Source organism: Paenibacillus sp. MAHUQ-63 (assembly GCF_028765165.1).
Taxonomy (GTDB): domain Bacteria; phylum Bacillota; class Bacilli; order Paenibacillales; family NBRC-103111; genus Paenibacillus_E.
Window position 1 is genome coordinate 67,248 of the sequence record NZ_JARADB010000010.1, and the last position, 24,182, is coordinate 91,429.

At 45.7% G+C, this 24,182-nt stretch carries 19 protein-coding genes; 11 read left to right on the forward strand and 8 right to left on the reverse strand.

Annotated elements, in window-relative coordinates; genetic code table 11:
• The first annotated feature begins 155 nt into the window (after nt 1-155).
• The 7 genes from PUT07_RS32205 (at nt 156) to PUT07_RS32235 (ending at nt 11,014) form a co-directional block, all read left to right on the forward strand.
• Nucleotides 156-707: an AAA family ATPase gene (locus tag PUT07_RS32205; RefSeq protein ID WP_274472883.1), complete on the forward strand. Its 552-nt coding sequence runs from the start codon at nt 156-158 to the stop codon at nt 705-707.
• Nucleotides 708-923: 216 nt separating this feature from the next.
• Nucleotides 924-1,490 carry a dihydrofolate reductase family protein gene (locus tag PUT07_RS32210; protein WP_274472884.1) on the forward strand — a complete coding sequence of 189 codons (567 nt, stop codon included), beginning with the start codon at nt 924-926 and terminating at the stop codon, nt 1,488-1,490.
• Between the two features lie 193 nt (nt 1,491-1,683).
• Nucleotides 1,684-4,044, forward strand: coding sequence for a helix-turn-helix domain-containing protein (locus PUT07_RS32215; protein WP_274472885.1), 2,361 nt, complete (start codon nt 1,684-1,686; stop codon nt 4,042-4,044).
• 225 nt (nt 4,045-4,269) lie between these two features.
• Nucleotides 4,270-5,910 carry an ABC transporter substrate-binding protein gene (locus PUT07_RS32220; protein WP_274472886.1) on the forward strand — a complete coding sequence of 547 codons (1,641 nt, stop codon included), beginning with the start codon at nt 4,270-4,272 and terminating at the stop codon, nt 5,908-5,910.
• 80 nt (nt 5,911-5,990) lie between these two features.
• A complete protein-coding gene (locus tag PUT07_RS32225; RefSeq protein ID WP_274472887.1) occupies nt 5,991-6,968 on the forward strand; it encodes an ABC transporter permease in 978 nt (325 codons plus the stop codon).
• Nucleotides 6,969-6,980: 12 nt separating this feature from the next.
• The gene (locus PUT07_RS32230; RefSeq protein WP_274472888.1) at nt 6,981-7,853 is read left to right on the forward strand and encodes a carbohydrate ABC transporter permease; all 873 of its coding nucleotides are present in this window, start codon (nt 6,981-6,983) and stop codon (nt 7,851-7,853) included.
• A gap of 47 nt (nt 7,854-7,900) precedes the next feature.
• A complete protein-coding gene (locus tag PUT07_RS32235) occupies nt 7,901-11,014 on the forward strand; it encodes a glycosyl hydrolase family 95 catalytic domain-containing protein (RefSeq protein ID WP_274472889.1) in 3,114 nt (1,037 codons plus the stop codon).
• A 419-nt stretch (nt 11,015-11,433) separates the two neighbouring features.
• On the opposite strand, the gene PUT07_RS35715 is transcribed toward PUT07_RS32235, so the two are convergent.
• The 5 genes from PUT07_RS35715 to PUT07_RS32255 form a co-directional block, all read right to left on the reverse strand.
• Nucleotides 11,434-11,631: a DUF3973 domain-containing protein gene (locus PUT07_RS35715; protein WP_379241148.1), complete on the reverse strand. Its 198-nt coding sequence runs from the start codon at nt 11,629-11,631 to the stop codon at nt 11,434-11,436.
• Nucleotides 11,632-12,058: 427 nt separating this feature from the next.
• Complete coding sequence (locus PUT07_RS32240; protein WP_274472890.1) at nt 12,059-12,607, reverse strand: ferritin-like domain-containing protein; 549 nt, start codon at nt 12,605-12,607, stop codon at nt 12,059-12,061.
• 264 nt (nt 12,608-12,871) lie between these two features.
• Complete coding sequence (locus PUT07_RS32245; RefSeq protein WP_274472891.1) at nt 12,872-13,294, reverse strand: DUF1259 domain-containing protein; 423 nt, start codon at nt 13,292-13,294, stop codon at nt 12,872-12,874.
• 47 nt (nt 13,295-13,341) lie between these two features.
• Nucleotides 13,342-13,761, reverse strand: a complete 420-nt coding sequence (locus tag PUT07_RS32250) for a DUF1259 domain-containing protein (protein WP_274472892.1) — start codon at nt 13,759-13,761, stop codon at nt 13,342-13,344.
• A gap of 172 nt (nt 13,762-13,933) precedes the next feature.
• Complete coding sequence (locus PUT07_RS32255) at nt 13,934-15,556, reverse strand: GMC family oxidoreductase (protein WP_274472893.1); 1,623 nt, start codon at nt 15,554-15,556, stop codon at nt 13,934-13,936.
• Between the two features lie 236 nt (nt 15,557-15,792).
• Between PUT07_RS32255 and PUT07_RS32260 the strand changes: the two genes are divergently transcribed.
• Both PUT07_RS32260 and PUT07_RS32265 read left to right on the forward strand, forming a co-directional pair.
• Nucleotides 15,793-16,401, forward strand: a complete 609-nt coding sequence (locus PUT07_RS32260; protein ID WP_274472894.1) for a transglutaminase-like domain-containing protein — start codon at nt 15,793-15,795, stop codon at nt 16,399-16,401.
• Between the two features lie 142 nt (nt 16,402-16,543).
• Nucleotides 16,544-16,864, forward strand: coding sequence for a hypothetical protein (locus PUT07_RS32265; RefSeq protein ID WP_274472895.1), 321 nt, complete (start codon nt 16,544-16,546; stop codon nt 16,862-16,864).
• Nucleotides 16,865-17,157: 293 nt separating this feature from the next.
• Here the strand turns inward: PUT07_RS32265 and PUT07_RS35720 are convergent, their stop codons facing one another.
• The gene (locus tag PUT07_RS35720) at nt 17,158-17,271 is read right to left on the reverse strand and encodes a hypothetical protein (RefSeq protein WP_379241152.1); all 114 of its coding nucleotides are present in this window, start codon (nt 17,269-17,271) and stop codon (nt 17,158-17,160) included.
• A gap of 348 nt (nt 17,272-17,619) precedes the next feature.
• On the opposite strand from PUT07_RS35720, the gene PUT07_RS32270 reads away from it, so the two are divergent.
• Entirely contained in the window at nt 17,620-19,191 is a 1,572-nt protein-coding gene (locus PUT07_RS32270) for an FAD-dependent oxidoreductase (protein WP_274472916.1), read from the forward strand.
• A 116-nt stretch (nt 19,192-19,307) separates the two neighbouring features.
• Here the strand turns inward: PUT07_RS32270 and PUT07_RS32275 are convergent, their stop codons facing one another.
• Nucleotides 19,308-19,601, reverse strand: a complete 294-nt coding sequence (locus PUT07_RS32275; RefSeq protein WP_274472896.1) for a hypothetical protein — start codon at nt 19,599-19,601, stop codon at nt 19,308-19,310.
• 95 nt (nt 19,602-19,696) lie between these two features.
• Complete coding sequence (locus PUT07_RS32280) at nt 19,697-22,753, reverse strand: sensor histidine kinase (protein WP_274472897.1); 3,057 nt, start codon at nt 22,751-22,753, stop codon at nt 19,697-19,699.
• A gap of 135 nt (nt 22,754-22,888) precedes the next feature.
• Here PUT07_RS32280 and PUT07_RS32285 point away from each other — a divergent pair, with 135 nt between their 5' ends.
• On the forward strand, nt 22,889-24,022 hold the full coding sequence (locus PUT07_RS32285; RefSeq protein WP_274472898.1) for a response regulator: 1,134 nt from the start codon (nt 22,889-22,891) through the stop codon (nt 24,020-24,022).
• Nucleotides 24,023-24,182 lie beyond the last annotated feature (160 nt).

The following is a 24,182-nucleotide window of genomic DNA, read 5'->3' on the forward strand; positions in this document are numbered from 1 at the left end:
GATTGGGAAGCGTAAATTTTGAAAAATAACTTGGTATGGAGTTCGGATACCCGCCATTCCCGTAAGGTTGCTTATTCTTATTGTGAAGGGATGAAGATTGAACGTCTCTAAAAAGGAATTCGTCTGAATATATGACAATTAAAGGGGGTTAAACAATGAATAGGATTGTAGTCGTAACGGTAGGTAAAACGCATAGTGGTAAGACGACCTTCGCTAAACAGTTAGAATTGCACTTGAAAAACTCAGTTACTATTGACCAAGATAATCAAGCATCTTTTATTAACGCTTACTATAAATCGTTACGTCCGAAAGAAGGTCCAAATACGCTGAAATACACAATTACTCAAACGATAGTCGACTACGCAGTCAATCAGACCGATTCTCACCTCGTTCTATGCAATTCTAATCTTGCACGAAACGGTCGTATGGAGGTACTAAACTATTTTCGAAAGAATGGATTTATAACCATTCTTGTCTATTTTAATATTCCAGATCATGTACTACAAGTTCGAGTAACAGAAAGTCAGCGAAGCAAAGACATTTTTAGGAGTGCCTCAACGTTCGGGGATGTACTTGCTCGACAACAAAAGAGCGAAGTTCTTACCCCAGAAATAAGCGAAGCTGACCACCTCTTTGTCGTTACCCGTAATGAAGAAGATGTACCGATTGTTATTAATAAAATTTGTGAAATCGCCGAAGATAAGTAGATTATGGGACAGAGCGCCGCGGCTGGCAGCTGACCCTTGTTTCATTGAATAAGTGGGCAGTTTTGCACCACATGGTTGTCTTCAAAAAGAAATTTTAATTTTTACTTGAACCTTACGTAACGTAATGATTTATAGTGAACGTAACAGCAGGACGAAACACGGGCCAACGGCCGAAAAATCGCACAAAATAAATTCGAAATTGGAGGAGAAATAATCATGAGAAAACTCGTATTGTTCATGCATGTGTCGCTGGACGGGTATGCGTCGGATACGAACGGAGGACTCGATTGGATCCCGTATGACGAGGAAATCGAGAAATACGCCGAGGAGGTCGTAGCCGAAGTCGGCTCTCCCGTATACGGACGCACGACGTATCGGATGATGGAGAGCTACTGGCCCACGGTACTGGACAACCCGAATGCGTCGAGGCACGATATGGAACATGCCAAATGGGTGCAGGATGTTAAGAAGATCGTCATTTCCAGTACGATGGACAAGGCGGAATGGAACAATACGACGCTGATCAAGGACAATATCGCAGAGGAAATCAAGGCGCTCAAGGAGCAGCCTGGCAAAAATCTCGTTATCTTCGGCAGTCCGGGAGCGGCGAAGACGCTGCTGGAGCTCGGCCTGATCGACGAGTTCCTGCTGACGATTTGTCCGGTCGTCCTTGGCGGCGGAAAATCGGCATTCGACGGCGGCGAGAAAATCAGGCTCAAGCTGCTATCCAGCCGGACGCTCAAGTCGGGGATTATCGCGACCCGCTATGAGTTGGAGAAATAGCCCTCGCCACTCAAGCCTTTATTTATATCCACGAAGAAGCCAGCAGCCCATTGGGTTTGCTGGCTTCTTGCATTCTCTGCGATGACAGTATGTAGAAAGGCTGCGTGTATTTTAGTTTGTTGTCTTGCAACTCTGAAGAAGAGAAGCTAGTATTTATAGTAAATTCTTTTCCAGAAAGGGAGGGTGGCTAATTATGAAAATTCCTTTTATTTTACGCCTTCTCGATAGCCGCAAAAGCGCACTTTCGACGATCATCGCTTCGAATTTATTTATACTTTTGGTACCGCTTGCAATGGGCGTATTCTTGTACAGCAAGGTTGAGCAAAGCCTGGAGAAGAGCACGACAAGAACTAATGTAGCCATGCTCGAGCAGCTTAAGCTGTCACTTGATAATAAAATTTCGGAAGTGGATACGTTAATGCGCCAGGTTGTGTTTGACCCGAAGCTGGATTACATGCTTAAAATTCCGGTGGATGCCAAAGACGTGGACAAGTATGAATTTATTCAATTCATGCGCGACAAGATGAGCAAATATCACAGCATGACTAGCGATTTCATCCTTGATTACTATGTTTTCTTCGCAAACAGCGATACGATTGTGAAATCGGATCTGGTGACGGACTCCCGCACCTTTTATTCCATCTACTACCCTTATAAAAACTTGACCTATGACAGCTGGCGCCAGCTGCTGGCCAAGGAGCATAAGATGTCCTATCTGCCGTTAGCTTCCTTATCCGAAGGTACTGATCAAGCCCCCAAGCAAGTTATCACCTATATGCAGTCGTTGCCCGTTCAATCGCAATCTCAAAATCTCGGGAGCTTTATCGTGCTGATTGACGGCAATCACGTCAAGGAACTGTTCGCGCAGATGGAATCGGCCAGCCATAGCTCCATCTATATCATTGACGGCGCAGGAAATACGATTATGAGCAACAGTGAACTAGCGTTTCCTCCTGAGCTCCTGACACGCATTCAAGAAAGCAACGGACCATTCGATTACCGGCTCGGGAATGTCGATCAAGTGGTTTCGAGTACGTCTTCGCAGAAAGCAGGGTGGAAATATGTGTCCATTATGCCGAATGACGTTTTTATGCAGCAGGTGAATCAGATCCAGCGCTGGTCGCTCGGTTTATTTATCCTTTGTCTCATTTGCGGGCTGGTTGCTGTCAGTATCGGAGCATACCGTACGTATAAGCCTCTGCAGAGGACCGTTAATGCGATTATGCGAGGAAAAGAAATGATCGGACGCCCTGCTGCGAACGAATACGAGTTTATTCAACAGACCGTGGAAGGCTCTATTCATGAAGAGAAAAATTTGCGCAGTACATTAGCTCAGCAGGTTCCGTTCATCCGCGCTAACTACTTGTCCCGTTTGCTGAATGGTTATATGGATCTGCAGCTCTCGGATGAAAGCAGAGACTCACTCCAATTTATGAATCTAGCCTTTATCAGCGAAAGCTTCACCGTTCTCCTTGTGAACATTGAGGATGTTCATTTCTCGGAGGAACAAGCTGAGCGGCAGTGGGCACATGCCAGGTTTATCGTATCCAACATCGGAACGGATCTCATTGGGGTCCATCATAAAGGCTTCCACGTCGAGCTTGATCGGGATCGCATTGCCTTTCTCGTGAACATATCGGCAGAGCACAAGCATACGGCTGAGAGCACGATTCGCGAAATCGCAGAATCACTCCTTAGCATCATTTCCCAGAGATTTCAAATCGATATCACGATCGCGGTTGGCGGTATTCATTCCGGGCCCAAAGCCATTCGCGATGCGTACCCGGAAGCGCTCGCAGCTCTTGAATACAGGTTAATTCTTGGCAAGCATACGGTGATCCATTTTCAAGATATTCTCGAGGTTAAGCACCATTATTATTATCCGCTTGAAATTGAAATACAGCTCATTAATTTTGTCCGCAGCGGGGATATTGAAAATGTGAAGAAGCTGCTCGATAAAATTTACTCGATGAATTTCGATTCCGGACATATTTCCCCCGAGTTAGGGAAAGCCCTTTTCTTCAACGTGACGAGTACGCTCTTGAAAATTGTGAACTCCACGCATACGGATCAGGTGGAAGTGCTGGGCGCGGACTTCGATCCGATCAAGGAAGTGTTCAGCTATCCAACCGCGCAAGGCATGTACGCCAAAACCATAGACCTGTACGAGATGCTGACCCGTTCGTTTAATATCGATCGATCCGATCACAGTACGCAGCGTCTGGAGGAAGTCATTAGCCTTGTCCATGACCATCTTGGCGACCCGAGCCTTGGCGTTGCACAATTAGCTGAGAGTATTCAAATGACACCGCAATATCTTTCGACTTTTTTTAAAAAGCATCATGGACAAAACCTGCTGGATTACATCACCAACAAACGAATGGAGCAAGCGAAGCTGCTGATGAAGCATAGGGAACTCACCATTGTTCAGATTGCCCATAAGGTCGGCTACAACAATGATGCCGTGTTCATCCGGGCATTCAAAAAGCTTGAGGGCGTAACGCCTGGCAAATATCGTGAGGCGATGTTGGCGGAAATCGTTGGATCAGATTAATAATTGGCAGCCTCTAGGAGGCTGCTTTATTCATATAACGGCAACTGACGATTTGTAAGACGGACTGATGATTTCTCAGAATGGGCTGATTTCTTACGAAAGTACAGTGCAAATGAAAAGTCGGCAGTATTCAGAACTGTGCAGGTGAAGCATACTTAGGTGCAGGTGCCGGGTGACCGGTACCGGCTAGGCTCCGGTTATGATGAGAAAAGGGAGGCAAGAAAAATGAAGAAAAGTTTGAGATCGATTGGTTCTGTTCTTGTGTTATCTGCTGTTGTCGTGTCGGCAGCGGCTTGCAGCAGTAATACGGAAAGCGGGCAATCCTCCGCATCGCCGCAATCCGGCAGCGAAGCCCAGCCGCCCAAGTTGACGAAATTGACGTATTGGGTTCCTAACCACACCGCAGCTTCCTCACAAATGAAAACGTATGCAGAAATGGGCATGTATAAGGAACTTGAAAAAGTAACCGGCGTGAAGGTTGAATTCCAGCATCCTCCGATCGAGGCTTCGCAGGCGCAAGAGCAATTCAACTTAATGATTGCGAGTGGCGGGCTTCCGGATGTCATTGAAGCAAGCTGGGGGGCGACAAGCGGTGCGGTCATTCGTTATCCCGGCGGGCCGGAAAAAGCGATCTTGGACAAAAAAATCATTAAGCTGAATGAGTTGATCGACCAGTATGCACCGAACTTGAAGAAGCTGCTTGCCGACCATCCCGACTGGAAGAAACAAATTTCAACGGATGAAGGCAGCATTTACGCATTCCCGTTCCTGCGCGGGGACGATAAAGTCAGGGTATTCTTCGGCCCGTCGATTCGCCAAGATTGGCTGGATAAGCTGGGACTGAAGATGCCGGAGACGATCGACGAATGGTACAACGTCTTGAAGGCGTTTAAAGAGAAGGACCCGAACGGCAACGGCAAAGCGGATGAAATTCCGATCTATTTGGATAAAAACTTGTTCGCAACCGACGCGCCTTTCCTCGGCGCATGGGGCATCAACTACAGCTTCTATCAGGATGGAGGCAAGGTCAAGTACGGCCCGATCCAGCCGGCGTACAAGGAGTTCTTGGCTACCATGAACAAGTGGTACAAGGAGGGCCTGCTTGATAAAGATTTCGCAGCGCCGAACGATAAGCTGTTCGACAACAAAATGACGACCAACCTCTTGGGGGCGACCGCGTCCTTTAACGGGGGAGGAATCGGCAAATATGCAGGACTCATGAAAGATAAGGATCCCAAATTCGATCTGGAAGCGGCGCCTTATCCCGTCTTGAAGGCTGGCGATAAAGCGATCTGGGGACAAAAGGATTTTGCCTATAACGGGGTTGGAGCAGCGATCACGACAGCTAACAAGAATCCGATCGAAACCGTGAAATGGCTGGATTATGCGTACGGGGAAAAAGGGGATTTGCTCTTCAACTATGGGGTGGAAGGCGCCAGCTACAAGATGGAGAACGGCAAAGCGACGTTCCTGCCTGAAATACTGAATCCGCCGGCAGGCACCAGCATCCAGCAAGCCATTGCCAAATATAACCGCGCAACGTGGAGCGCTCCTTTCGTGCTTAGCGATAATTTCCAAATGCAGTATCTCGCGCTTCCACAGCAGAAGAAGGCCTTGGAAGTTTGGTCGAAGCCAACCGCCGAGCGCAAAATCCCGCTTGTTTCTCCGACGCAGGATGAAAGCAGCAAGTTCGCTTCCATTGTCACCGATATCCAAACGTACCAAGATGAGATGCTCTTAAAATTCATCATGGGCGTCGAACCGCTCGATCAATTCGATCAATACGTGAAAAAGATTCAAAGTATGGGGATCGATGAGGCGATTAAAATTCAGCAGGGCGCACTCGAACGTTTCAATAAACGTTAAGGGAAGCGTAGAACAGGGAGAGGGGATGAGGTTTATCCCCCGTCCTCGCCTAGAAACAGAGAAGAAAGGATAGGGAGAAGATGAGGCCAAGTACGGTTAATGGTAAGCCTGGAAATGCCGTAACAACAAAGAAAATCAACCGCGATCCAACCGTTCTGCAAACCATACGTGCGGATGTAAAACGGCACGGGTCCATCTATGTGATGGCTATTCCCGTTATTGCTTATTATCTCATATTTCACTACGGGCCCATGTACGGCTTACAAATTGCTTTTAAAGATTTCTCGCCGGCGAAAGGGATTATAGGAAGTCCTTGGGTCGGATTTAAACATTTTGAAAGCTTTTTTAACGGGATCTATTTCTGGCGGTTAATCAAGAATACGATTCTTATTAACTTATACGATCTCCTGTTCGGCTTCCCGGCGGCTATCGTTCTCGCATTACTGCTGAATGAAATCCGTCACAGCGTATTTAAGCGGGTGGTGCAGTCCATCTCCTACCTGCCGCACTTCATCTCCATCGTGGTTGTGGCCGGGATGATGATTGATTTCTTGAGCCGAAACGGTCTGATCAATCAAATCTTGGGAATCTTCGGCATCGAAGCGATCGATTTCTTGAAGGATGAGAACTGGTTCCGCTTTCTGTTCGTTTCGTCCGGTATTTGGCAGGGAATCGGTTGGGGCTCGATCGTTTATTTGGCGGCAATGGCCACGATCGATCCAACCCTGTATGAAGCGGCCAGGATGGATGGCGCAAACCGCTGGAAGCAAACGCTGCATATCACGATTCCGGGCATCATGCCGACAATCGTCATCTTGTTTATTCTGCAAATGGGGAATATGCTGACGGTCGGCAGTGAGAAGGTGCTCTTGCTTTATAATCCGCTTACCTACGGAACGGCGGACGTTATCTCGACCTATGTCTACCGTAAAGGGGTGTTGGAAGCAAGCTACAGCTTTACCGCAGCGGTCGGGCTGTTCAACTCGGTGATCAGCTTCGTGCTCATTGTAGCGGCCAACAGCTTCGTCAAGCGGATCAGCGAGAACAAACTGTGGTAAGGAGATTCGCACATGAAACCAACCAGAGGAGAGCGAACATTCGGTTACTTCAATGCGCTCTTGATGCTCATACTTTGCGCAGTAACCCTGTATCCGATCCTGTATGTAGCGTTCGCTTCGCTTAGCGATGCCACATCGCTGCTGCAGCATCGGGGAATTATGCTCAAACCGGCGGGCTTTGATCTTGGCGCCTACAAAGCCGTTTTCGAGAATCCGATGATTGTGAAAGGATACCAAAATACCCTATTGTACGTTGTGCTTGGTACAGCCATCAACCTGTTAATGACGTCGATCGGCGCTTACGTGCTGTCCAGACCGAACCTTTATTTTAAAAATATGATCATGTTGGTGATTGTCGTGACGATGGTGTTCCACGGGGGGCTTATTCCGAGTTACTTGCTGGTGAACTCGCTCGGGATGATGAATACGATGTGGGCTCTCCTCATTCCTGGTGCAATCAATACCTTCAATATGATTATCATGCGGACTTCGTTTCAAGGCATCCCGGTCAGCTTGGAGGAATCGGCTAGAATGGACGGCGCTAACGACTGGACAATTTTATTTCGTATCGTCATTCCGCTTTCGATGCCGGTGATCGCCGTCATGATTTTGTGGTATGCGGTAGGGCACTGGAATTCCTACTTTAGCGCGCTGGTCTATTTGCGGAACCGTGAGGCGTATCCTCTTCAGCTTGTGCTCCGGGAGATTCTGATCTCCAACAATACGGATTCCATGATGGCCGGCGGGGGCGATGATAAATATGCAATCGGAGAAACGATCAAGTATGCTGCAATTATGGTCTCGACACTTCCTATCATTTGTTTATACCCGTTCCTTCAGAAGTACTTTGTCCAAGGCGTGTTGATTGGGGCTATTAAGGAGTAAATTTGAAACATTTCACCAAGAGACTTCAGGCAGAAGGAGAGGTTCCAGTGAGAGGCGTTACATTCGAGAATGCTCCGAGCAGTTGGAATGAGGCTTTACCGCTTGGCAACGGGCATTTTGGCGGTATGGCCTATTATGAAGACAACCAATTAACCCTAGCGCTCAATCATTACGAGGTTTATTATCAGAAGCTTCATTGCTACAGTAAAAAATACCGGAATAGTGAAGGCCGAGATTTTACGCTTCAATACGGACGTACCTATGACGAGCTGAAGAAGCTGGCTGCAGCGATGTACCGAAATCCCGAACAGGAGCCTGTCTTTCTGTACGGCGATGTGTTATCCGCTAACAGCATGTATAGAAAGTATGGCAAGCCTTCCGGCGGAGCATCCCATTATCCGACTGGAGAAATTCACCTCATGCCTTCGGCGGAGCTTGTAGAACCCGAACATTATTCCCTTAGTCTGGATGTTGAAAGGGCTGTTGTTCAGTTACAAGTGAAGCAAGGCCAGGATCAGCTCAGCATAGACACGGTCATTTCCCAGGACGGCGATTATGTTATTACCACAGTCAACCAGACGAAACCGTCATTATTATCATCAGTTGCGATGGCTGTTCCCCAGGGAAGATATGTGGATATGAAAGTGGAGTTTCATCAATTGGATGATGCAACATTCTACTATATGGGGTCCTTCTATCCTGACGGTGAAAATAAGGAGCAGTACGGTCCGTTTTCCTTCCTTGTGATGATGAGAATCATCGGAGCCAAAGGCAGCGTTATCGCCGGCTCCCAAGAGGGTCTTCACATGGATCTGCGGGATGCGGAAGCAACGATAACCTTGCTCACAACGGTGGTAACGGAAGAGGAAACGAAGGAACTGCTCGCCACCGCTCTGATGAGGTTGAATAGTACCGCCTCGTATGTGCAGAACCTCATAGCCCATCATCAAGCGCATTGGGAAAGCTTCTGGTCTCGCTCTTCCATCGACTTGCCGGATAAAATGGTTGAAGATCTCTGGTATATCAACCTGTATGCAATCGCCTGCTGCAGCGGAAAAGGCGGCAGAATGCGCGGGCAAGCGTGCGGATTGAACGGCTTATGGGACATTAAGCAGCCAACCAAATGGGGCAGTATGTGGTATTGGGATGTGAACATTCAAGCCGCATTTTGGCCGCTCTATACGGCGAACCACCTTGAAGTGGCGGAAGCGTTTAACGAGGGATTGCTCTCTCATGTTCAGCTTGCCGAGCAAATGGCGAAGCAATTCTATGGTCTGGATGGCGTTGCAGGGGATTACCCGCATGCGCTGTATGTCAGCATCTGGCCATGGTGTGCGCAATTCCTTTGGGATTATTACCGATATAGTATGGACATGGCATTCTTAAAGGAAAAGGCGTATCCGCTGTTTAAGCAGCTGGCCGTATTTTTCGAAGGCTTCTTGCAGATTGACGCTGAGACGGGACGGTATCATATCTTCCCTGATATCTCGCCGGAACAAGGGCCATTGACCCGTAACTCGACTTGCTCCTTGGCCGCCGTTAAATATTTGATGCAGATTGCTATAGAATCGAATCAATTGCTGGGCGAAGCGGAAGCTGACCGGCTTAAATGGAGTCATATTGCGGATAACCTGGCTTTGTATCCAACAGCAGACTCCAAGCTGTACGGCGATGTGCTGGCAGATTCCGAATGGGCGCCTGCTGACCTGCATCTGCGCCATCCTTCACTTCTTATGCCGATTTACCCGATTGGAGAAATAGGTAAAAATAGCGACCCCACGTTGAGGAAGAGAGCTGAGAATACACTTCGCTATGCAGCGAACCGGACGGAATTCGGCATGTTTCAGTTCGGTTGGCTTTCCTGCGCCGCATCCAGATTAGGGAAGGGCAGCACGGCGCTAAGGCTGCTGTATGAGCAAGGAATTGACCTGTCGCTCAGGTGCAACGGCTTGTTTGCGGAAGAGACGGAGCGCTGGATGAACTATTGCAATATCACGAATGAACCGTTATACCATCCGCATATGATGGAGGCTTCCGGTGAGATGGTCGCTGCCGTGAACGAAATGCTGCTGCAAAGCTACGATGGGGTGATCGACGTGTTTCCGGCGCTGCCCTCCGGGGAGGCTGAGCCCGAGCGTTGGGTAGGATTGTACGCCCATGAGGCAGAGAAGCTGGGCGGACGCTATGAGAAGTGGAGTCAATGCTCCTTCCGAGGCTTGCTGGCCGCAGGCGCATTCGAGGTAAGCGCGGAGCTCAAGGACGGCCGCACGGCGTGGGTTTATGTGCGCAGCAAGGCAGGTCATCGGGCGGTGGTTCGCAACCCGTTCCCGTGCAATGACAGGGTGGCGGTTGTCAGGAAAAGCGAGAATGCCTGGAGTCCTATTCAATATGGGGAGGAGAATGGACGGATTTCATTCGAGACGGAGAAAAACGGCGAGTACGCGCTGTATCCTCATTCGAAACCTATAACGATGGAGCCGTTTGCACCCAGCCCCGATCATGTGCCCGAGCAGCGGACAACTCCGCTTGTTCACACAGCCCATACCCAGAGGCGCGTGTTCCTTGGCAAAGATAAAGACACGCAGCATTATAGGCTGCTCGACCATTTCACGTTCGACTACTATGCCGGCAATTCCCGTGAATCAAGGCTGGCCGCTTACCGGTTAGACTTCGGCGTGGGCTCGCATGTGCTGGACAAAGATTATACCCAAGCACTGCCTAGGCAGATTCATAAGGAAGGTGTTCTAGGCCAAACGTTCCGCCAAATATCCAAGGAGTCTGTCTTCCATCCGTATTCAGGCATCGGCTGGGAGACCGCGGAAGCCCTCATTGCCGAGGATCGCGGCGAGCCGGATGAGCTGCGCAGGGATTTTATCGGAGGCAAATGCGAGGCGACGCTGCTGGTGGAGCTGCCCAGGGGGAGGTATGATCTGGTCTTCGTAACGGGAGATCAAGCTGCGCCCTCTTACACAGAGGTCGAGATTGTCGGCCAATGCGCGTGGAAGCCTGAGCGTGTTCTCAAGGCCGGCGAATTTGCAACAGACATGCTGCCTGTCATACAGAGGAAGGATGGATACGTGAAGCTGAGATTCAGCACCAACGCAAGCTCCCAGTGGCGCGTGAATGTACTGATTATCAATAAAAATTACACATATGTATAAGGAGGGAATACCCTGGGCACGACGAACGTCGCCGCTGCGATCAGCCTTAACCTTATGAACGGACGAGGAGAAAAGCTGGAAGTTGATTGACGCTAATCTGACTCGTGCCGAAACGGCTGCTCTTGTACGCCGCATGCTGCAAGCTGCAAAACTGATTAATCCATAAATTTCCTCGATAAGGGCTGTCCCTGGCAAATCTGCCATTGGGGCGGCAAGAAGAAGAGGGTGTTCCCAGGTCATATTCATGGCTTTTGGGACACCCTCTTCGTCTCGAATCCGGCTGCATGCCGGCTACATCGGTAAATGTATATGAAAAAATATATACATTCCCCTCTAGGCCGGCTATATCGGTAATCCGTATGAAGTCATACAGACTTCTCAGACAGCCTCTTCTTTAATTTTAACGTTTCAATTTAAACTTAATCTGCCGTTAATTCCTTTGTAAGAACATCACATTCCCACTTTTTCTCAGCATTACAAACTCCTGCATTATAAATGGTTGAATTAAAGTAATGGAACCCTGAAATAAAAATGAGGATTTGCTCTGATTCAGAACGCAAGTGGACTTCTTTACACTTGATGCAATAGTACATTGGGTCACCTCGTAATAAACGCATTAAAGATGTACAGCATTATTCGGCAAGATAAATTGTCTAAACACGGGGTTCTACAGTAGTTTCTATAACAACTTTTATTGAATTTTGCCTCTTTTCGCAACAACTCGAACAAGCACCTGTATGATAAATTTGAGCCCGAGATGCGAGAAATCTCAAAAGTCTTTTTGCTCCTGCCCGCGTAGCATTTCCCTGCTCGAGGAGTCCTATTATGTAGCTCTGGGAAAAAAATTACAATGTAGAAACTTAAGGATTCTGGTTTGCTTTTTTTGGTAAAAAAATTGCCTGTCTCAACAAACCGAGCCGTCTACGCTATAAACCGTCCCCAATCATCCATCAAATAAAATAAGACAGCCGTCGTATGGATCGGTTGTCTTAAGGATCTAAGTATTCGTAACCAAGTATTTGCCTCGTGAGCTTTTGTATTCGTTTAACGCAGGTTTGCTAGCAAATAATTAAATTTCGATACAATCGTCACGTTGTCTACTGCGATTTTTGCCAGCAAGTTCTGATAATATCCAGTAGGCATAGCAGCTAACAGCTCTCCGGCAATCAGGTTAGTTTTCCATTTATTGAATATAGCCGTCTTTAATCCTTCTTTATATGATGCCGGTTCTTTATACACCGTTGTAGGTGGAGATGCCGGAACTTGGCTTCCTGTAAATGCAAAATAAATCTCCCGTAACGTTTGCAAATGTGCTCGTTCATTTTCATGTATAGAAGTAATTACACCGCGGTCTTCCTCGGATGGGGAAAGCTCAAGCAGCTTCTGGTAGAACTTTTCAGTGTTGCTCTCGTTAGCTACAGCTTCTTGAATAGCGTGCAGCGATTTCTGCAGGGCTTGATATGGCGGCTGCATGCCATTTGGGCGATAATTCCACCACATTAAATCGTAGGGAGCATATATAGCGGCATTCGGTGCGTCATAAGTACGATAATACAAAAAAACACCTCCCTTATTAAGGATTTTCTTCATCATATGCGGATTACGCCTAAGAGTTAAAGAAAGTGCAGGAGGTTTTTAAGTCGAAAAGGACGTATTTGTAAACGCGGTGGCAATTGCTTTCACGCTATACGTGCGGATCGTGATAATGATTCTTCATCTAAAGCAGATAATGCAGAACAATAAGAATGGGGAACCCCGATAAATTAAGGTTCCCCAATAACAGGATTAATTGTTGTAAGAGCCCAACAAAAATGCAAATTAGAAAATATTAAAACTTATATAAATAAGGGATATTAACTAACCCAGAAAAGCGATAGAACGTTTTACTTTCTTTGCAAATTCAATAGGATTATCAATCGACTCCCAGTGAATATACATAAGGCGCGGGTTCTCGAACAGCCAGTGATTATGGACTGCAGTTACTGTAATCCCGTTATTGCGAAGATTGGTCAACAAACGATTGACTTGGTTTTGGAAGAGAGCCGTTTCCCCCAAACAGAGTGCGCGACCCGATTTGTCCAATGATTCAAAAGAGAACAGTTGATAGCGGACTAAAGGAGATGTAGTACGTCTTCCTAAAATGGCAGCGTTTACTCTCCGATTTCTAGTAACAAAACAAACGGGACCTTTTGTAATTTCATGCTCCGTTGCACCTAAAATGGTTGAAAACCGATCACATAGTCTTCTAAAGGCAGGACTTACTTGCACTTGTTTCGCCATACGTAATCATCCCTTCATAATAAAATACGAATAAAACTCAACGGCAATTAACCCAAGAATGCAATAGATTCCTTGGTTCTTCTCGCAAATACGACAGGATTCATGATGGCTTCCCAGTGCATATACATTAATCGAGGATTTTCTTTTAACCAGTGATTATGAATCGCAGTTACTTTAATCCCGCGTCTACGGAGGTTCGTTATTAAACGGTTAACCTGATCTTGATGAACGGCAGTCTCACCCAAGCATAGTGCACGACCCGAGCTATCCAGCGATTCAAACGAGAACATTTGCATTTGAACCAGCGGGGAGCGCGTTCTTCTTCCTAAGATCGTTTCTTTTAAATTCGTCATTCGCGTCACAAAACAAACAGGACCTGCTTCAATTTCCGATTCTCCTCCTAAGATTCTGCCAAACTGCATACAAAGTCTTCTGAATTGCGGACTTAATTTCACTGATTGTGCCATATAAATCCTCCTTTAGTCATGTTCAGCATAGCGTATTCTTAATGGAGAATAGCGAATTGGACTAATCCCTATGGATTCAAAAATGTGCGAATTCCATGGAACAGAAAAAACACGAAAAAAAGCACTCTGAGTATAGAGTGCCTTTATGAAAACTGAACTTAAATGTTTTCAGTTATTCTTCGCTATTTTCAAATTTCTCTCGAATCTTCCTCCGCTGTTTCCTTTTATCTATCCATATGACTTGTTTAGCGATGGTATATCCGATTAGATAGGCTGCCGCTGAAGTGTTTCCATCCACTGTAAAAGGGATGATTGAAGCATCCGCAACAATTAAATCTTTTACACCGTGAACATTTCCACGCCGATCAACAACCCCTCCATTTTGTAAGGGGGCCATTCGAAGCGAGCTTTGTTGGTGATGATTATGATCAAAGTTGTCTTTAATAAATTGTTCCAGTTCGGCATCGTTATCAATTGTTTCAACAGTAGGTGAAATGAGCCGATATAATGGATCAATGGCCATTAGCTCAGCGGCTATATTCTTTACATAGATCTTATAAATGTTTTTTACGGCTTCCAAATCATTCGGATTATCTAGAAATCCTTCATCTGCGAGCACAAGTTTAAGAGGATCTTTGTTTTGGATGCGGATGGTACCGCGACTCTTCGGACGCAAGTAGATCAAACCTAATGTTAACGTATCGTCTTCAGAGCCTATACCCAGAATTTGAACCGCTCGACGCTTTATTCCTAGAGGGTCAGGCAGGAAAGCCCCGCCGGTATAAAGGGCGTTGGGATCATTCGAAGGTAAAGGTCTGTCGCTCGGATTCGATTGAAATACAGCAAAGTTAAGTGTATGGTTTCTTAAGCTTTTCCCCACATTGGGGTTATTAAAGATGCAGCGAATACCAGCTTCTTTAAGTATTTTTGCAGATCCTATCCCGGATAGCAGTAAGAGCTGAGCGCTGTTAATCCCTGCCGCGATAATGACCTTTTTCCTTGCGTATGCGATTAAACGCTTCCCACTTTTTAGAAATTCCACTCCGCGGGCGCGCTTATTAGAAAATATGACCCTTAAAGCGGTCGAATCAGAAAATAATCTTAATTTACGGCCATTTACTCCCCGGCCATTCAACGCTACGACATCCGAGGACAAAAATGCAGTGGAGGAGCTTTCCCTCCTGCCATTCGGTTTCTGATATAATTGCCATCGCGTAAAGGGGCCAATTGTGGTTTTCGGGTTATTATAATCCAAAATCTCAGGGAAGCCGGAAGCTCGTTCGATTGCAGCAACTAATTTATTTGCCATCGATGTCGGATTTAGAGGAGCCTGGCGAATATCAATGCGCCCACTATAACCGCGTGCAGAGGCATTATTTGTTTTCCCGTTATATTTCTCAAGTCTTTTGAATCGCAGAACCGCCCGATTAGGAGACCAGAGAGGTCCGAGCAGCCTTGCCCATTCTCTAAATACCTTGCCTGTTGGGCGCACGTACTGTTCTCCATTAATCGATGAACCGCCTCCCAAGAGACGACCTGTTGTCCATTCGAACGTCCGATCGTCCAGCCCGGCTTGCGGGACACCTTCTCCTTGCCAAAAATACTGAGGAAAGAATTGTTCTTCCAGCTCGGAAGCCATCGTCGAGTCGCTAATCGGTTTGTCTTTATCGTTGTTACCGCCTGCTTCTAAAATAAGGACGGATGTTCTTTTATCGTCGGATAGGGTTTTCGCAATTACCGCTCCTGCGGGTCCTGTACCCACAACAATGTAATCATAAATTAATTTCCTTTCCATCCAAACTCTCCTTTAAATAAATGGGCTAATTTAGGATATTAGATATAGTTGTCTCATGTGTCGAAAAAATAATTTGCCCTGTACACTTAGAAGAATGATGGAGCAACTCGCAATGGTGCAGCTGTTCCCTAGTTTTGTTAAGGTAACGGGCAATGAAATTATTGAATATATTATCTTTATTATGCATAATTATTCAGATAGACTATATGGCAAATAATCGTTTAGGAGTTGTTATAATGAATCTGATCTGTGAATCGCTAGTCATTAACGATTACTTGATCGTGACAGAAGAGGTTGATTATGATCACCAATTGATTGCCGAATTGACTTCCAAATTGGAAGCCTCATCACAAGATCAAGTGGATTTTATTAAAAAATCTTATGAATATGTCCGTGATGAGATTGATCATTCTTGGGATATCCAAAGTTCTAGAATTACTTGTTCCGCGTCGGAAACATTGATTCATGAAGAAGGCATTTGCTATGCAAAAGCTAACCTTTTATGTGCGATATTACGAAGAGCGGGCATACCCGCTGGCTTCTGTTATCAACGACTTACGCTCGGAGACACTCCAGACACAGGCTACTGTATTCATGCTTTAAACGCTGTTTATGTTCAGAAGTTGGAAAAGTGGATCCGCTTGGACCCAAGAGGCAATAAACCTGGCATTCACGCAGAGTTCTCACTGGATGAGGAAAAACTTGCTTTCCCGATCCGGGAAGATTATGACGAAGCTGATTACTTGACCATTTATAAGTCTCCGAATGCTAAGACCATTGGCGTGTTAAGGAGCAGCACGGACTGCATAAATATGTATCTTCATGGTCTACCCGATCATTTGTAATCATTAAGTTAATGGGCGTTGGCAATTTAGTTTTGTTAAAAACAGGTCATTTTCTACTTGATGTAAGTCATTTGAATCGTTTTGAGAACACTGGATAAACTATCCATGATATCTTTTGATGAGAGTTGGAGGGGCATAGATCATGTTAAATTTATCCGAGCTGGAGAATGTTCATGCAGATATTGAATCCGTTCACGAGGTTGTTCGAAGTTTGAAAGCTAGCGTTGATGGCATTTCTATTGGTATTCATATTCTCCAAAATCGTGAGGGCAGTTATTTTTATGAACTCAGTCACTTTTACAAAGGTGCTGATAATGCTGGTCCTGTTTATGCGGGAGCGATGGAAAACAGCTATAAAACGCAAGAGGAAGCTGCAAAGGGTGCACTTCAAGCTGCAATAATGAGTTATCGAAGCACAGATGAAGGCGGGCATTGGGAGCGGAACAATTCATTTGTTCAATAGGTTCCGCGTATAATATCGGCCCATAAACGAAAAAACCCCAGCCAAGGATGAAGGATGCCGGGGTTTTTTGGTGTGCGCTTATTCCAAAGCGCTTTGATGCGAAATACCGTTTCCTGCGGATTAACCTTTGTTCTTAGCGGTCCAATCTATCAACGTAAGACGAAACCCTTGCTCATCAGGAATTTTATCATGGCTAGGAGTCCGGTTGGACCAATAGGATTGACAAACAGCAACTGTCCAGAATCGTATCCACATCGATTTGTGCTTGCCGGGCCCGAACTTCTTCCAGCACATTAGGGCTGGCGATTCCCTCGGTATAAGAAACCTTGCCTTGGGCCGCGCACGACAGCCTCTGTCTGCGGCTCGGAGATGAAACGTACAGGTCCGCCTTTGGTGCTTACCGACAATGCAGCACATTCATGGAAAGAGAGGGATTGAGCTTGTCCGGCTCATTGGACATAGCGGATGAGCCTTGTGGAATCCGGTTGAGTTTACGTTTTTTATCTTTGGTAAAAAAGAAGGCCAATGCTGAACCCCCCCCACGATTACTGGAAATCAATTGAACGTATGATTCCCAACGTTTGGAATTAGATGCATGAATGGGCACATACTCCCATTGAATGGCCTCGATCGAGGAACCCTTAGAAGCTTATGAGGTTCAGCTAATTTTGCAACTTTAAGAAGGTACCTGCCGTCTATTTAATAGGTTTAAATTAACTAATGTGGATGAAGGAGGTAATTCGTGAATGGTGAATATGAAAAGTGATCTACACACAGATGTTGCAATTATAGGCGGCGGAGTAGGGGGGTGCGCTGCAGCTCTAGCCGCCTGTAGGATGGGAAAGAATGTGTATATGACCGATGAATACGACTGGATTGGCGGTCAGTTGACGAGTCAGGCAGTGCCGCCAGATGAGCATAAATGGATTGAGCAATTCGGCTGTACGCGAAGCTATCGCAAGTTCCGCGACGAGGTCAGAGAATACTACCGTCAACACTATCCGTTATCAGAGTACGGGCGTTCGGCATACTATTTAAATCCGGGAAATGGCGGGGTAAGCCGGCTGTGCGCCGAACCACGCGTCTTTCATGCTGTATTACAGCAGCTGCTTGCCCCGTTCGTTAACAGCGGGAAACTTATCATTCATACACGTTGTAAAATTGTAAATGCACATAGAAAGGGTAACGTGATCCAAGCAGTTACTGTCAAACGCGACAACGGGGAAGAGCTGACGGTTCACGCACCTTATTTTCTTGATGCAACGGAATGCGGGGATGTATTGCCACTTGCGGAAGTCGAATATGTAGTTGGGGCAGAATCGAAGTTAGAAACAAATGAGCCACATGCCTTGGAGGGTGACCCAGATCCTCACGATATACAGGCTTTTACTTACTGCTTTGCGATGGATTACATCGAGGGTGAGAATCATGTCATTGATAAACCCGACGATTACGAGTTCTGGCGCTCTTTTCAAGCCCCGTTTTGGCCGAATCCACAGTTGAATTGGGTATCGCCCGATCCCAAGACGCTGGAACCAACAGAAGAAACGCTTTTTCCCGGTACGGATAAATATCCTTTATTTATCTATCGCCGGATTGTAGATAGAGCGAACTTCGCAGCCGGGACATACCCGTCGGATATTTCGTTAGTCAATTGGGCGCAGAACGATTACTTTCTTGGCAATGTGTACGATGTACCTGAGCAGTTGGCCGAAAAGCATCGGCATCAAGCGAAACAGCTAAGCTTATCTTTGTTATACTGGCTGCAGACGGAAGCTCCTCGGCCTGACGGGGGAGTGGGCTATCCGGGGCTTCGGCTGCGTCCGGACGTCGTCGGGACCGCTGATGGCATGGCCCAGGCGCCGTATGTTCGGGAATCGCGTAGGATCAAAGCGGAGTTCACCGTTTTGGAACAGCATGTAAGCACAGCCATACGAGGCGATCAAGGGGCAGTAGAGTTCCCGGACAGCGTAGGCATCGGATGTTACCGTATTGATTTGCATCCGAGTATGAAGGGACGGAATTTCCTCGATATTTCTTCGTTACCTTTTCAAATTCCATTAGGGAGTCTGATTCCCAAGCAGGTTACGAATTTGCTGGCTGCCTGCAAAAATATAGGAACAACCCATATTACCAACGGCTGCTACAGGCTTCATCCCGTTGAATGGAATATCGGGGAGTCAGCAGGCTATACAGCTGCTTTTTGTTTGAACCAAGGCATGACCCCTAGTGAGGTTCGCGCTGACGCAGCAAAGCTCAAAGAACTTCAAGCTTTACTGACGGCGAACGGCATCGAACTGGCATGGCCTAAGATTGAGGCTGTATGACTGATAAAACTCAGCATTAAAGATGTAAGAGAAAAGAAAAGACAACTCAAGTCCATAAAAATGGAAATGGGTCGTCTTTTTATTTGGGGGAATATAGGGATTCAGAATTGTTTAGATCATTTTTTTCTATTCAATGTGGACGCGGTTTGTTGAACAATAAACGCCCCGTTGCTGGGTCCTTTCGTCCTTATTGCAACAGTTGTCGTAAACCCACCACTGCCAAATCCAATTCGTGCAATCCCATAAGGTTTTACTGCAACAGTAACAGCCCCGCTCAGCAAAATAGTAAAGGGCTGATTGGAATTATTTGCAATTGCGAGAGTTGCGTCAACTCCTACCGGGACCACAACTAACGTTTTGATACCAGCAGTTGGATAGTTAAACGATCCAGTATGCAAGTATTTGGCCATCGCTACATACACCTCCACTAACAATGTATTCTGGGAGGTATGTTTCGCTTGGACATTGTTATTGTAGAAGCACAAACGGTAGGAAGCAACTTTTATTAGGTATAGGCTATTTGTTTGGGAATTTGAAAGGTCACGGTTGTTCCATGATCCGGTTTGCTCTGAATTATCAATCCTTTTCCATACAGCTGCTTAAGTCTCCGGTCCGTATTTCGAAGTCCGATCCCCTTGTTTATGTCTAACGAATTAGTAAACAATTCCCGCAAAGTTTCCTCATCCATTCCTACTCCATTATCGCAAATCGAAACTTCATATGATTCTGAAGTCTCTGTAATCCTAATTTGTACCGTTCCACCGTAAGAGCGACGCAAAATTCCGTGATTTACAGCATTTTCTACGAGTGTTTGGATGGAGAGAGGGGGCAAAAGGAAATGTAAGTTGGCCTCCAAGTCCCAATGAACTTTCAGTCTATCACCAAACCGCTCGTTCTCTATGAATAAGTAATGACGAACGAGAGCGAGTTCCCGTTCAATCCAAATCACACGATCGGAATTATGAAAATCAAAGCTGGTTCGCAAGTAATTACTGAATTCTTCAAGTAGTAATAGCATCCTAGGAATATCCACAGTTCCAAGCGCGGCAATGGTGTTTATGGTATTGAAAAGGAAATGCGGCTGAATCTGAGCTTGGAGCCACGCGCCTTCAATACGCATACGTTCCTCGATCGAACGCTTCATTTCTGTTAATGCACGAACCCGAGATAGTAACTCCCAAGTTTCTACCGGCTTAGCAATGTAATCATTAGCACCCAGTTGGAATCCTAGAATGATATCTTCGGATCGGTTACGTGCTGTTAACAATAGAATGGGTAGCTCAGAAATAGAATATCGCTCCCGAATCATGCGCGTTAATTCGTAACCGGAAATATGAGGCATCATTACGTCCAATATAATGAGATCGAAAGTTGTCCTCTCCATCTTGGACAAAGCGTCGGAACCGCTCAAAGCGGTAGTCATATCGTATTGCGCGGTGCCTAAGATATCTATCAATATTTTCAAGTTAATACTATCATCATCCACTGCCAATATTTTCGGATTATTCTTATTACCATTTGAAGTTAGGGCTGCTTGAACGGACATATTCTTATCAGAGGCAGTTAACTCGGTATGACTGATAATCGAAGTGAGTTCTGTTATCTCTAGATTAGCATTCTCAGATATTGGAAGGGTAAAAGTGAAGACGGATCCGTCCCCTATATTAGAAACGACATGAATGGAACCTCCGTGGAGCTCAACCAACCACTTGCAAATACTTAATCCAAGTCCAAAACCTCCGTAAATTTCTGTCATGTTCAGATTTCCCTGTTCGTACGGTAGAAATATACGTTCCAATGTTTCCTGATCCATCCCTATTCCAGTGTCCTTAATCTGAACGTGCGCCATTCCGTTTACAATGTTTGCATGGACTGTAATGTCACCCTTATCTGTAAATTTAACGGCATTATGAAGAAGATTAAACATGATCTGAATCAGCCTGTTTTCATCTGCTTTGACAAACGGGAAATTATCAGCGATATCAACATGAAGACTAATGGGCTTCCCTTCTATTTGGTACCGAATCATTTGGACGATACTCGCAACAACGGACTGCAAGTTAACGCTGCTGATCTGCAAACGAACATTTTTTTCTCTTAATCGAGCCGCATCAATCAGATCATCAAGCAATAAGGTCATACGTCTGGCAACAGAGACCTGAATCTCTAGTCTTGCTCTATGTTCTTCATGTATCGTATGGAGCGGATTGTTTAAAACGCTTTGTGCAATATTCATGATGCCATGTAGCGGATTTCTTAGTTCATGTGAAGTATTAACAAGGAAGTCATCTTTCTGTTGGTTAGCCAATTGAAGCTTCTCAGCAAGCTGTTTTGTTTGTGTAACTGATCTAAAAAAACGTTTAAACCAGAAAGCTGCAAAAGTAAATACCGCAATGATCAAATCGAAGGGGTAATGCATCATTTCATAGTGAGCTTTTGCCATAATCCATATAATATTAATGCCTAGGCTGACACAGGCTAACTGTAAATAGATCACATCTTGCTGTTTCCTTGCGGAGTATAAAATTTGGCCTGAGACGATTACCGAAATTAGAAGGACAGTCCCTAGAACTTTAATTGAAGGAATCGTGTACTGCGATGGCGAAAAAAAGACGAATGTTGCATATATAAGACAATAATAGGAAAACAAGCGGATAACCATGGCATTACCGCATTCGGGAAACATGTGTTTAAGCAATGGCGGCATGAAAGCAACTACGCCAATATAAGAAAGGAAGGTTAATTTAACTGAGATCTCAAATGGTATGGGGAACCATACGAACAGTAGTTTATCGTCTGCTGTAAGTACACTGAGAATTGCGCAAAGGATCACCAGTGCAAAGTAGAACAATCCCTTATTCGCAGCTCCCAAGAAATAGAGCATAAGTGCGTACAAACTATGTACTAGAAATACGATGCATAAAACAATCTGCAGCCCGGTGGAAAGCTGTACTCGATAATGATCCGCTTCAAGGGTTCCGAATCGTATCTCCTTCGTTATACCACCAGCACCTGCATGGTTAGAAACATGGATGTTAATCTCTATCGATTTACTGCCTGCAGGTAATGTGAAAGAGTAGGGGGTATCCTTAGGTTTGTACAAATCCTGCTTATCCGAGGGTTGCCCTGAACCCGCAGCTAACACTCCGTTTACAAATACAGCTGATGCATTGTTGATTTCGGTTGTACTAATTTTAAAAGTTTGATCAACACGATCATCAATCAAAATACGCATTCTATATGTACCATAAAGAAAAGAAGAATCGCCATCAGCTGGAAAAAAGTGTTCCCATGGACCAGGAACCTTAATATATGTCGTTTCAGGTAGGGGAGAACCGGTCTCTTTTCCTGGTACTACGAATTGATTCGGGAAAAACTCCCATTCACCATTTAACGAAATTGTTTTATCTTTCGGAATCGTCCACCCTCGCAGGTCCAAGATTCCGTTTGCAACATGCGGATGATCGATGGGCTTCTGGAAACTAAGCACTGTTAGTCGTATCCCTGTTAGGACTAGAATGAAAATTGCAAAGGTCATTAACGTCCGTTTCTTGGTAAGCAATCCAATCAACCTCTATTCAGCAACAAAAATTTTTCAATTTATTATATCATCTTTCATCGAAATAACTTGGATTTTGTCGACATAGCAGAGATCGATATTGAATCCACAATGAATTATGGAGTGGAGTTGATGTACATGAAAGTGCTTTTAGTTGATGATGAACCGCTAGCATTAAGGATTATCGAAAATATGTTGGCCAAATACGAGGATGTTGAGATTATTGCCTCTCTAATAGATCCTATGGAAGCATTGAAACTGAGTAGACAGAAGAAGGTGGACGCCGTTATCCTTGATCTGGAGATGCCGGGGATTGGCGGGCTGGAATTAGCAGCGAGAATTTCCTCCGTGCAGCCGGATGTGCAGCTTGTTTTCGTTACCGCATATAATCAATACGCTGTGGAAGCATTCGAGCTGAACGCTTTGGACTACCTCTTAAAGCCCATTTCCCAAGTGCGTTTGGATAAAACGATGGATAGATTGTACAAGGCCAAAGTCCCCCCTCATCATGACCCGATGAAAGAAAGTGAGCAAACGCAATTGACTTGCTTTCATTCCCTGCGATGGATTCATAGTAGTGCAGTTGATAAGCGATCATTTGTATGGCGGACAAGCAAGTCTCAAGAACTGTTCATCCTTCTGCTTCACCACCGCCATGAACCGACCATCCGGAAGGAAGCCATCCTTGAGGTTCTATGGCCTGACCACGATCCGGTACGTGCTACAGTGCAGTTGCATACTACTGTGTACCAAATACGAAAGATGCTGAAAGATCTTGGGGTTCCAATTCAAGTGCTATACGAACAAGAGGGGTACCGTTTACAACTTGATCAAGTTCACGTAGATGTCGATGTATGGGAGGAGTCTCTTTCAAAAGCGCCAGCGCTTGATATGCAATCAGTAGAGTTATATAAACAATTGCTGGATATGTACAAAGGCGATTATTTCGCTGACTTTCAGTTTCATTGGGTAGAAGGGGAGCGAGAGCGATTAAGACTGCTGAGGTGGCAGTACCTCCAATCGTATGCGGACTTCTGCCTGGCTCAAGGGTTGCTAAGAGAAGCGGGGAGTGCCTACCTGCAGATGCGGGAGCATAACCCGCTTGTCGAAGACGGGTATTGGGGGCTGATGAGGGTGAATCAGCTGCGCGGCGATTATGCGGAAGTTAAGCAGCAATACGAGGCGCTGTGCAGCCGTCTCGATGAGGAGCTGGGCATACGGCCAAGTCCCGGATTGATGGTATGGATGAATCAATTATTTGAGCAGAGATAGAACGGATAAGAATAAGGCCGCCTTTGGCGGCTTTTTTGTTTTTTGGAACAGAATGAACGGGAATTTTGTCGAATGTTCAGAGAATGTTCAGTGAAATGTGGTGTAATGTCGAAAGGCAACCCATACCCATATTCGTACAGATAAAGTCAAGACATCAAGT

Bases quoted from the DNA above. Each gene is read 5' to 3' on its own strand.
- PUT07_RS32220 (WP_274472886.1), top strand. From the start codon at position 4,270: ATGAAGAAAAGTTTGAGATCGATTGGTTCTGTTCTTGTGTTATCTGCT.
- PUT07_RS32255 (WP_274472893.1), bottom strand. From the start codon at position 15,556: ATGGAAAGGAAATTAATTTATGATTACATTGTTGTGGGTACAGGACCC.
- PUT07_RS32230 (WP_274472888.1), top strand. From the start codon at position 6,981: ATGAAACCAACCAGAGGAGAGCGAACATTCGGTTACTTCAATGCGCTC.
- PUT07_RS32265 (WP_274472895.1), top strand. From the start codon at position 16,544: ATGTTAAATTTATCCGAGCTGGAGAATGTTCATGCAGATATTGAATCC.
- PUT07_RS32250 (WP_274472892.1), bottom strand. From the start codon at position 13,761: ATGGCACAATCAGTGAAATTAAGTCCGCAATTCAGAAGACTTTGTATG.
- PUT07_RS32270 (WP_274472916.1), top strand. From the start codon at position 17,620: ATGAAAAGTGATCTACACACAGATGTTGCAATTATAGGCGGCGGAGTA.
- PUT07_RS32215 (WP_274472885.1), top strand. From the start codon at position 1,684: ATGAAAATTCCTTTTATTTTACGCCTTCTCGATAGCCGCAAAAGCGCA.
- PUT07_RS35715 (WP_379241148.1), bottom strand. From the start codon at position 11,631: ATGCGTTTATTACGAGGTGACCCAATGTACTATTGCATCAAGTGTAAA.
- PUT07_RS32225 (WP_274472887.1), top strand. From the start codon at position 5,991: ATGAGGCCAAGTACGGTTAATGGTAAGCCTGGAAATGCCGTAACAACA.
- PUT07_RS32275 (WP_274472896.1), bottom strand. From the start codon at position 19,601: ATGGCCAAATACTTGCATACTGGATCGTTTAACTATCCAACTGCTGGT.
- PUT07_RS32260 (WP_274472894.1), top strand. From the start codon at position 15,793: ATGAATCTGATCTGTGAATCGCTAGTCATTAACGATTACTTGATCGTG.
- PUT07_RS32285 (WP_274472898.1), top strand. From the start codon at position 22,889: ATGAAAGTGCTTTTAGTTGATGATGAACCGCTAGCATTAAGGATTATC.
- PUT07_RS32245 (WP_274472891.1), bottom strand. From the start codon at position 13,294: ATGGCGAAACAAGTGCAAGTAAGTCCTGCCTTTAGAAGACTATGTGAT.
- PUT07_RS32240 (WP_274472890.1), bottom strand. From the start codon at position 12,607: ATGATGAAGAAAATCCTTAATAAGGGAGGTGTTTTTTTGTATTATCGT.
- PUT07_RS32210 (WP_274472884.1), top strand. From the start codon at position 924: ATGAGAAAACTCGTATTGTTCATGCATGTGTCGCTGGACGGGTATGCG.
- PUT07_RS32205 (WP_274472883.1), top strand. From the start codon at position 156: ATGAATAGGATTGTAGTCGTAACGGTAGGTAAAACGCATAGTGGTAAG.